General features: G+C 37.1%; 15 protein-coding genes. 3 read left to right on the forward strand and 12 right to left on the reverse strand.

The window, feature by feature from the left end; all coding sequences use genetic code 11:
- Positions 1-219: 219 nt before the first annotated feature.
- Positions 220-576: a helix-turn-helix domain-containing protein gene (locus V7147_RS05955; RefSeq protein ID WP_335366939.1), complete on the forward strand. Its 357-nt coding sequence runs from the start codon at positions 220-222 to the stop codon at positions 574-576.
- 37 nt (positions 577-613) lie between these two features.
- Here the strand turns inward: V7147_RS05955 and V7147_RS05960 are convergent, their stop codons facing one another.
- The 3 genes from V7147_RS05960 to V7147_RS05970 form a co-directional block, all read right to left on the reverse strand.
- On the reverse strand, positions 614-1225 hold the full coding sequence (locus V7147_RS05960; RefSeq protein WP_335366940.1) for a hypothetical protein: 612 nt from the start codon (positions 1223-1225) through the stop codon (positions 614-616).
- Between the two features lie 99 nt (positions 1226-1324).
- Positions 1325-1540 (reverse strand): hypothetical protein, encoded by a 216-nt coding sequence (locus tag V7147_RS05965; RefSeq protein ID WP_335366941.1) that lies wholly within the window; start codon positions 1538-1540, stop codon positions 1325-1327.
- Between the two features lie 21 nt (positions 1541-1561).
- Complete coding sequence (locus V7147_RS05970) at positions 1562-1939, reverse strand: hypothetical protein (protein WP_335366942.1); 378 nt, start codon at positions 1937-1939, stop codon at positions 1562-1564.
- A gap of 99 nt (positions 1940-2038) precedes the next feature.
- Here V7147_RS05970 and V7147_RS05975 point away from each other — a divergent pair, with 99 nt between their 5' ends.
- Both V7147_RS05975 and V7147_RS05980 read left to right on the forward strand, forming a co-directional pair.
- Positions 2039-2380, forward strand: a complete 342-nt coding sequence (locus tag V7147_RS05975) for a DUF3889 domain-containing protein (RefSeq protein WP_335366943.1) — start codon at positions 2039-2041, stop codon at positions 2378-2380.
- Between the two features lie 60 nt (positions 2381-2440).
- Positions 2441-2794, forward strand: a complete 354-nt coding sequence (locus tag V7147_RS05980) for a DUF2512 family protein (protein WP_335366944.1) — start codon at positions 2441-2443, stop codon at positions 2792-2794.
- A 40-nt stretch (positions 2795-2834) separates the two neighbouring features.
- Here V7147_RS05980 and moaA read toward each other — a convergent pair whose 3' ends face one another.
- The 9 genes from moaA to comGA form a co-directional block, all read right to left on the reverse strand.
- Positions 2835-3857, reverse strand: a complete 1023-nt coding sequence (gene moaA / locus V7147_RS05985) for a GTP 3',8-cyclase MoaA (RefSeq protein ID WP_335366945.1) — start codon at positions 3855-3857, stop codon at positions 2835-2837.
- Between the two features lie 141 nt (positions 3858-3998).
- Entirely contained in the window at positions 3999-4190 is a 192-nt protein-coding gene (locus V7147_RS05990; protein WP_335366946.1) for a YqzE family protein, read from the reverse strand.
- Positions 4191-4281: 91 nt separating this feature from the next.
- The gene (gene comGG / locus V7147_RS05995; RefSeq protein ID WP_335366947.1) at positions 4282-4665 is read right to left on the reverse strand and encodes a competence type IV pilus minor pilin ComGG; all 384 of its coding nucleotides are present in this window, start codon (positions 4663-4665) and stop codon (positions 4282-4284) included.
- A 2-nt stretch (positions 4666-4667) separates the two neighbouring features.
- On the reverse strand, positions 4668-5102 hold the full coding sequence (comGF, locus tag V7147_RS06000; protein ID WP_335366948.1) for a competence type IV pilus minor pilin ComGF: 435 nt from the start codon (positions 5100-5102) through the stop codon (positions 4668-4670).
- The gene (locus V7147_RS06005; protein ID WP_335366949.1) at positions 5092-5430 is read right to left on the reverse strand and encodes a prepilin-type N-terminal cleavage/methylation domain-containing protein; all 339 of its coding nucleotides are present in this window, start codon (positions 5428-5430) and stop codon (positions 5092-5094) included. The genes comGF and V7147_RS06005 overlap by 11 nt, the downstream gene beginning before the upstream one ends.
- A complete protein-coding gene (comGD, locus tag V7147_RS06010) occupies positions 5414-5863 on the reverse strand; it encodes a competence type IV pilus minor pilin ComGD (RefSeq protein WP_335366950.1) in 450 nt (149 codons plus the stop codon). The genes V7147_RS06005 and comGD overlap by 17 nt, the downstream gene beginning before the upstream one ends.
- The gene (gene comGC, locus V7147_RS06015) at positions 5844-6161 is read right to left on the reverse strand and encodes a competence type IV pilus major pilin ComGC (RefSeq protein WP_335366951.1); all 318 of its coding nucleotides are present in this window, start codon (positions 6159-6161) and stop codon (positions 5844-5846) included. Before comGC ends, comGD begins: the two co-directional genes overlap by 20 nt.
- A gap of 14 nt (positions 6162-6175) precedes the next feature.
- A complete protein-coding gene (gene comGB, locus V7147_RS06020; RefSeq protein ID WP_335366952.1) occupies positions 6176-7216 on the reverse strand; it encodes a competence type IV pilus assembly protein ComGB in 1041 nt (346 codons plus the stop codon).
- The gene (gene comGA / locus V7147_RS06025; RefSeq protein ID WP_335366953.1) at positions 7197-8273 is read right to left on the reverse strand and encodes a competence type IV pilus ATPase ComGA; all 1077 of its coding nucleotides are present in this window, start codon (positions 8271-8273) and stop codon (positions 7197-7199) included. Before comGA ends, comGB begins: the two co-directional genes overlap by 20 nt.
- Between the last annotated feature and the right edge of the window lie 187 nt (positions 8274-8460).

The raw sequence follows: 8460 nt of genomic DNA on the forward strand, positions 1-8460 counted from the left end.
GTATAATTCGTTCTTTAAAAAGAATAATCACCGAAATTATAGCCCATTAGTACTAACTTTATAAAATCTCAAAATCAGTCGTATTTTCTTAATAAAGAACATTTTACTTCCAAATACTCTCTTAATCTCCTATTTACATATAAATTTGTCGCTTTATATAGATGTTAACGTTCCTTATAATGAACGTATCGTATTTTATTAATATTGGGGAGAAGGAAGATGATAGGAGAACGAATAAAGTCATTAAGGAGAAAGAAACGGTATTCGATTACTGAGCTTGCTAAACGTGCTGGTGTTTCAAAATCTTATTTAAGTTACATAGAGCGTGATGTTCAAAAGAATCCTTCTCTGCAGTTCCTAACGAAAATTGCTGAAACCCTTGATACAAGTATTGAATATTTGCTAGGAGAAGTTGATGGTAACCCAAACAAACGAGACGAGTTGTTTGATAAAGAATGGTCAACACTCCTACAAAAAGCGATTGATGATGGACTAAGCAAAGAGGATTTTCGTGAATTTCAAAATTTTGTTCGATTCCGTAACTGGCAAAATGAAAATGAAAAACTAAATCCATAAAGAAGTAAAGCGACCCGTTAGGGTCGCTTTTACCATTTCAATCCGTCTTCTCCACTGCCGACAACACCAATCCCCGCTCATTTTCCTCAGCTTTATATGTAACATTATTTAATGTGGCCGTGCCGTTGATTTTTTTGTCCTTGTCCCGGAGGAGACCCAATTTGTTTGTGGTTTTTCCGATGTCTCCTTCTTTGACCGCTTCTTCGGTGTTTGTAACTGCAACCAATAAAAAGAATGCAGCGATTGTGTCTTCATATTTATCCAAGGTTGTATTCAGGTTATCAGATTCCAGGTCTTTTTTCACTATTGATAATCTTATTACCTCATTCGTTGTCTCATTTACGATTCCTTCAAGTATCATTCCATCGTTGACATCGTGTTTAAATTCTCCATTTGTAACGTTTATTTGATCAATTTTATTGGAGTCGTTCATTTCAGCCTGGGCTTCGTTCCAATTTTTTACGAGTTCATCTGTTGTAAATCCTAACGAGCCAAGATTTATTATCTTATCTTCGACCTGCTGAATTTTTGCTTTAGCCTCATCTTTTTTATCTTTAACTTTATCTTTTGCTTTGTCATCACCCTTACAGCCAACAAGTAAGGATGCACATAATAGTATAAGCGCCATAAATAATAGTCGTTTTCGCATGATTTTCCTCCTACATACAACATTTCACATAATGATAATATGTGCGCTGGAAGGCCAAATCATTCAGAAAACAAAAAACGACCCGATCGGATCGCTCTATCATTCTCCATTTTTACTTATCATCGCCTTAACAACAAACACTTCATGGCTTTCTTTTATCGTATCCTCAATCACTTCATCATCAAGACCAATTCGCACACCATTTCTGTTATCCCTCGCAAGTAACGCTAGGGTAATTGGATTTTCCGCTTCTACTATTGTTTCATCATCCACCCATGTTTGGCCCATTCCTAAATTTTCATTAACTTGCTCCATCGGTGATGACTGAAATGTTGATTACGTTGTCCCATCAGCAACTGAAAACGTCCATTGTGCATAGGTAGAGTCATCTAATATAAAATCCTGTTTTGATGCGGCTATTGTCATTTTTTCGCTTGTTGCGGTTGATCCATTTATAATATCTTCTTTTTTTTCACCGTTCTTGTAATGCTCAACCCAAAAATGAATCGTCTTTATATCTTTGTTTTTTACATCTAGGTCATACATTAAAAGTGGCTCAAAACCGAGTGAACTAATAATTTGTGTGTTTCTCTCGTTTTGCTTGACTGGAGTAAGAACACCATCTTTTTGCTGTCCCGTAGCATTTACGGTACTACACCCAAACAAAGTAAGTAAAACAAGAACGCAAATAAAGTATTTTATCGCTGTTCTCATCAGCACTCCCCCTTTTTTCCACAATACCATACATTACCATTTTCTCTGCATAAATTTTCCGGATGAATGGGAATTCTAATAAAAAGTGAGGTGTTTGTCATGTTACGAAAAATATTGATTGGATGCTGCTTTAGTTTGTTCTTATTCCCAACTGTTTTTTTCTTGAATGATTCTTCAATTACAACAGCTGAAAATAAAAACCCTCCTGAATATGCAAAATGGGGAAAGCTTGCAATGGAAGAAACCGCTAAAAGGTACCCAACCGCCCAAATTGTGGATTATTTACATGTAGGAAGATTTAAGAAGAATGGAATGTATGTTGAACGTTTCAAGCTATGGCTGAAGCAGGATAAACGTGAATTCGGTGTTTTTGTGAATATCACTTTTGAACCAGAAACTGAAAGAGTAAAACATATTACAGTTGTGGAAACAGAGCGCTAGTAAATTTACATATTATCACGTTTTTATGTAAAAAATAGTAAGTAAAGGAGGTGTAATGCTATGACTGGTTTTATTATGAAGATTATTTTATTGCCTTTGGTTGTAGCAATTTGTTCTGGTATTTTTGGGAATGTTGATTATGTTTCATGGTATCAACCAATTGTAATCGGTGTCATGTTAGCCATTATTGGTCAGATCACGGAAGCAATAATGCTTAATAGAAAAACGACGGTTATGATGGATATTGCAGATTTTATTGTAGCAGCACTCGTCGTATATTTTGTATCTCAATTTTTAAATGGTGCATTTGTAACCTTCTGGGGTGCGATATTAACAGCCCTAGTCATCACATTAATTGAAATCCCTGTCCACCGCTGGTTGGTACGTTCAGGAAGAGTCGAATCAACTACTTGATCACCACAAAAAGAGGTGCTACGAAGCACCTCTTTTCAATTTATCCACCGATATAGGACATTTCAATTTTCTTGCGTTTTTTTGCCGTTTCCTCTGTTCGTTCATCAGAGTAACGATCACGCCTTGCCTGCCAAATTGATTGTAGCGCCTCATCAATATCGCTTTCTGTTGCATCCGAACGAATTAACGATCGTAAATCATGGCCTGCGGTTGCAAAAAGACAGGTGTACAGCTTACCATCAGCAGAAATTCTTGCCCTTGTACAGCTTGAACAAAAGGATTCCGTAACAGACGAAATGAAGCCGATTTCCACATCTGTACCAACATACCGATACCTTTTTGCTACTTCACCGAAATAATCGGCATCAACCGGTTCCAATGGCATTTCACTGTTGATTAGGTCATGGATCGCTTTTTTTGAAACAACCTGGTCAAAATTCCATCCGTTTGTTGTACCGACATCCATAAACTCAATGAAGCGAAGTGTAATACCTTTTTCTTTAAAGTATCGAGCCACCGGTAAAATTTGCGAATCATTTTTACCTTTTTGAACGACCATGTTCATTTTCACAATAAGTCCCGCTTCATGTGCGGCCTCAATACCCGCTAACACCGGTTTTACGCCTACGGAACGACCGTTCATTCCTTTAAAAATATCATTTTCTATTGCATCAAGGCTAATATTAACACGCTGAAGACCTGCTTCTTTCAATTGTTTTGCATATTTCGGTAAAAATACCCCGTTTGTTGTGAGGGCAATGTCTTCAATACCTTCTATATGAGTTAAACGCTCAACGAGCTCATGTATATTTTTTCTTACTAAAGGTTCTCCACCTGTTAACCGAATCTTTTGCACACCTAGTTTGACAAAGCTTCTTGTCAACGCTTCTATTTCAGAAAAGGATAATAGTTCTCCTTGCTTTAAGAATGAATAATCATCCCCAAAGATTTCTTTTGGCATACAATAAGAGCAACGGAAATTGCATTGATCTGTGACAGAAATGCGCAAATCACGGAGAGGTCGATTCAACTGATCAACAATTTTTTCTTTTTTCGTAGTCATCTAACCTGTCACTCCTACTTTATAAGTACTATTACTCTATCATACTAGTTAACGGTTGTGAATAGAAACGATATACAGGGAATTTAGGGTTAACTGTATTCAAAAGAAGAACCATACAAAAGAGAGCCAACAATGATATTGTCAGCTCCCTCTTTTTTTGTTCTTCTTAAACATCAGTGATACGGCAAGTGGCATAATTCCAAACCAACGATTTGTTAGGGGTGCCTGTTCTTCCTTACGCTGCTGCTTCGTAGCCTTGCGAACCTCTTTTGGCTGGTCTATAAATTTTACAAACTGTTGGGTTACATATTTCACATAATCATTTGTAGACATAATAACACCTACCTTATGGTGATATTATTTCCACCTTTTTGCAAATGTAACCACAAAAGTATGTCGTCGTCCAACTTCGTATTGATTTTTCTTAACGTAAATCAAGCCAAGAGTTTATCTCTTTCGTTTCATAATTGTACACGAAGCGAGCACTGATTTTCCGTTGTTCAGGTGTCTTACATAGTATGATAATCCGAGATGTTGTTGACGTTAATGGTGACACGGAGTAATTGATGTTACCTGTTGGATAATTGAATGCTCCTATTAATTCTGAACTTTCTACATCATCCTGCAATTTAGCTTTAATGTCACCAACTCCAAGCTGCATCAAATTCTCTAAAATTAATATTTCTTCTGTTTCCTTTGAAAAGCCTTTTTCCGTTAGATACTCATTGACCTGGGAAGTGAAAACGAGAAAAAACAAAAAGGAAACCGCTATTGTAACTGGAAGGATGAACCCTTTTTCATTTTTCATATTCACTTAACCTCCACTGTTGTTAGAGAAGAAATCTGGGCTTGATACACTTTCCCGTCAACCGTCACAACTGAAATCAAAAAACCATTCGTTCTTGGTTCAAATGTAACATCCGTAATATGTTGAAGTAACAATTCATGTCCTTTTGAATTCACCCTTCTTCTAACTTTGTCTTGGTATTTTTCAAAACTTACGACATCACCCGCTGCAATAGAGAAGGACACGGACGAATTTTTTGAAACGGAAATTTCACTCGCTTCTCGAATTTCCATTTTCATTTGTTGAATTAAAATCTGCCATTCTAGCTTGTTAAATTGTTCACCATTATCCCGATACACGACACCAAGGAAAGGTGCAATAAACGAAAGAATGACAAGCAAGATTGAAAAGGTCACGAGCATCTCAACAAATGTAAACCCCTTTTCATTACTCACCATTTACATATCCACATCTTTCATACGTTTTTGAAAGCTTGTCCTCCCATGTTACACATACCTCCCATTTTTGAAGTTCCTCATTCAAGTTTTTTGAGAATGTGTAGGTAACCCCGTCTTTTACCACATGATTTAAGATTGATTCACCGTTGTACTCTTCTTGCAGCTTCTCAGAAAGCAGTTGATTTCCCATATTAAAAATTTCCGTATTTCTTCGTTCTGTAATAATAAGCATGAGCTGGGGTAGAAGTGTCACACAAAGCATAAACCATATGGAAACTGAAAGGAGCATCTCCACCATTGTAAATCCCCGCTTATCTCTTAGAAACATAAAACCTTCCCTTTCCTAATAAAAACATAACGGTATAGATGCTCTCCTTATATTGAAATCGAATTTCACCTGCACGCTGGATATTCCCACTACCTGTAAAAGCTAAATTTGTTCCTAGGGTAGTAATGTGAATACGGATGGCCGGGTCTATCTCTCGATTAAAAATCACTTCATGTGAGTTCCCCCTACTTAGGCGATAATAAGAACCACTCGTACTAAAAAATAGTCTTGTCGGTTCACTATGACTGATTGCATACTGCTGACTGAAAAATATATCGTTTTGAAGCTGCTCCAAAAATTGATCCATTTTTTTCGATTCATGTAATGGTCTAAGCTGTAGAAGACTAATCGAGGTAATAATGATGACGATTGATAAGACGACTAATGCTTCGATTAAGGTGAAGCCTTTTTCATCAACCTTCCTTAGGGGCATGGTCAACTTTTCCGTTTGAGTCAATTGAAATGGTATCTCCATTCGGGCAAGCAGGAATTCCACCTTTTAGATATTGCTCATCGGTTAAATTTTGAACCGTCGGAACCTTTTTATGCTCCAACTCATATGCCTGTACCTGCGCCTCAACCATCTTAACCATTGCATCACAGCCCTTATTCTTAATCACTGAATTATGTTTTGTTACATTCGGTACTGTTATTAACAGCAGTATTGAAACAACTAATAGGACAACTAGCATTTCCACAAGGGTAAATCCCTTTTGATCTTTTAGTTTCATCTAATTCTTCCTTTCTAAATACCGTTTAATAGCTGAAACATTGGAACCATAATTGCGCCGTACATAAGCATGATGATAATTCCAATAATCGCAAAAAGAATAGGTTGTACGATTGCTAAAATTCGTATCATTTTTTCCTCGACTTTTTCCATGACATATTGGCTATAGTGCTGGAGCTCGCTTGCTAAATTTCCATTTGATTGACCATGTAAAATGATCATCGCTAAGTCTACCTCGTAATATTCTCGTACTCTTAGAATTTCATCGAATCGGTTCCCCGCTCGTAATAGCATTTTCATTTCCTTCGCTTCCTCACGAAAAAAAGGCGAGTGAAGTTGCTGTTCAAACATTGTTAAGGCTTGAAAGATTGATAATCCGCCTTTTAACAGGTTACTTAGCTGTACGGAAAAGAAATGGGAATTAAACATAATCATAACTTTTTTCAAAATGGGAATTTTCAAGAGTAGCTTCATTTTTTCAATAGGGGTTCGTTTTTGAAAATGAAGAAAATAGTACGCGAGGCCAATGATTACTAGTAAACCGAAAATAAGGAGCATGTATCGATTTAATTCTGGGAGCCTTAATAAAAACTTAGAAATCAATGTTTGTTCATAATTCATGGAGGTAAATAAGCTTTCAAATTGCGGTAAAAGAATTTTTTCAATCATAGTGAACATAAAACCAACAAATAATAAAAGGGCTAGCGGATAGCGAAAGAGTTTCTTTCCTTTTTCAAGATGGTATAGCTTTTTTTGAAGCATTGCACTTCCTTCACGTAGTGCAAATGAGACATCACCATGTTGCTCAGCGAAATAGATATATCCTAAAATATCCTTGTGAAAACCGACTTTGCTAAAGGCTGTGTATAAAGATTCACCCTGCTTGCAGCTTTCAATAATCGTTGCAATATCTTGGCTATGTTTTTCCGGAAGTTGAAAAAGTAAGAATTGTGATGCTTGTTCAAAGGAATAACCTTGATCAAGCAGGTTCCCGATTCTACTTAAATATAAGGATTGTTCTTTTAAGGTCCAATTTTTATTTCTTTTCCTTATCATCTTTGACGACCCATCTTTCTAACGCATCCGGATATAAGTATCCTAGAGCAATCCCTTTTTTGATGACATCCTTTAATTTTTCATAGCGATATTCCGCTTTGTCACCCCTCGCTTCCTTCATCACTTCCGTTAAGGCATGTCCATTTAAAAGTTCGTAAACACCAACTCTCCTTACCTTTCGATGCCTCTTACAAAGTGGTGTACATTTTCCCTCACAATAAGGACATTTGAGGTCAACAAGCCGTTGTGCTGCGATCGCGATTAAGGTTTGTTCAATTTCCTGCAAGGATACATCAAATTCTAGCAGCCGATAAATCGCACCCTTTGAATCTCTAGTATGCATAGTGCTTAAGACCAAATGACCCGTCAACGCAGCACGTACTGCAATTTTTGCGGTTTCTGTATCCCTTATTTCGCCTACCATAATAATGTCAGGATCATGTCGTAAAATTGCCTTTAAGCCATGTGCATACGTGATGCCTGCTTTTTCGTTGACTTGAACCTGTAGGACTTCCTCGCTTCTTTTTTCTATTGGATCTTCTAATGTAATGATATTTCGGTTAAAAAGCTTCTTCGTTGCGTGCAGCAATGAATAGAGGGTGGTAGATTTACCTGAGCCGGTTGGGCCAGTAAAAATGATTAACCCGTGTGAATGCTTCAAAAGTGAAAGCAATTTAGTTGTCATAGTCGGAAATAGCGATAGATTTGCAAGAGAATAAGTTGGTGTTTCAGGTAGGATACGTATGACTAGACTTTCGTTGTAGGGTGTGGGCAGTGTAGACAATCGAAGGTTAATTGTTACGCCTTTGAGATTTAGGGTAATCGCACCGTTTTGCGGTCTTCTCCTTTCTCCAATATCCATTCCAGCTAGGAATTTATAATGGGAAATCAGGCGTTCGCAAACATCTTTTGGGATGGTTTGCTTGTTGAATAAATCACTGTCAAGCCGGTATTGAATCATGGCATCATTGATTTTCGGAACAAAATGAATATCAGATGCACTCATTGACCAAGCGTCCTCGATCAATTGATCACCGAGCTGTTCGATTTCGCTCAAATAATTCACTCCTTTAGTTTTTATTTTCCTCTTGCAGGTATCATATTTCAACAAAAATCTACAATCTCCTTCTTTTTTTGAAAAAATATTTGTGAACATTTTTTGAACAATACAATCGAATACGCCTTGGCGTATTCGGGCCCAGAATTTAGGCCCACAGGACGTGGGTCATAAAGACGTTGCCACA

Origin of the sequence: Bacillus sp. JJ1521 (assembly GCF_036965165.1) — a bacterium.
Classification (GTDB): domain Bacteria; phylum Bacillota; class Bacilli; order Bacillales; family Bacillaceae_L; genus Ferdinandcohnia.

Bases quoted from the DNA above. Each gene is read 5' to 3' on its own strand.
- V7147_RS06005 (WP_335366949.1), bottom strand. From the start codon at position 5,430: ATGTTTCTAAGAGATAAGCGGGGATTTACAATGGTGGAGATGCTCCTT.
- V7147_RS05970 (WP_335366942.1), bottom strand. From the start codon at position 1,939: ATGAGAACAGCGATAAAATACTTTATTTGCGTTCTTGTTTTACTTACT.
- V7147_RS05990 (WP_335366946.1), bottom strand. From the start codon at position 4,190: ATGTCTACAAATGATTATGTGAAATATGTAACCCAACAGTTTGTAAAA.
- V7147_RS05975 (WP_335366943.1), top strand. From the start codon at position 2,039: ATGTTACGAAAAATATTGATTGGATGCTGCTTTAGTTTGTTCTTATTC.
- V7147_RS05960 (WP_335366940.1), bottom strand. From the start codon at position 1,225: ATGCGAAAACGACTATTATTTATGGCGCTTATACTATTATGTGCATCC.
- comGB (WP_335366952.1), bottom strand. From the start codon at position 7,216: ATGATAAGGAAAAGAAATAAAAATTGGACCTTAAAAGAACAATCCTTA.
- comGG (WP_335366947.1), bottom strand. From the start codon at position 4,665: ATGAAAAATGAAAAAGGGTTCATCCTTCCAGTTACAATAGCGGTTTCC.
- V7147_RS05955 (WP_335366939.1), top strand. From the start codon at position 220: ATGATAGGAGAACGAATAAAGTCATTAAGGAGAAAGAAACGGTATTCG.
- V7147_RS05965 (WP_335366941.1), bottom strand. From the start codon at position 1,540: ATGGAGCAAGTTAATGAAAATTTAGGAATGGGCCAAACATGGGTGGAT.
- V7147_RS05980 (WP_335366944.1), top strand. From the start codon at position 2,441: ATGACTGGTTTTATTATGAAGATTATTTTATTGCCTTTGGTTGTAGCA.
- comGC (WP_335366951.1), bottom strand. From the start codon at position 6,161: ATGAAACTAAAAGATCAAAAGGGATTTACCCTTGTGGAAATGCTAGTT.
- comGD (WP_335366950.1), bottom strand. From the start codon at position 5,863: ATGCCCCTAAGGAAGGTTGATGAAAAAGGCTTCACCTTAATCGAAGCA.
- moaA (WP_335366945.1), bottom strand. From the start codon at position 3,857: ATGACTACGAAAAAAGAAAAAATTGTTGATCAGTTGAATCGACCTCTC.
- comGF (WP_335366948.1), bottom strand. From the start codon at position 5,102: ATGGTGAGTAATGAAAAGGGGTTTACATTTGTTGAGATGCTCGTGACC.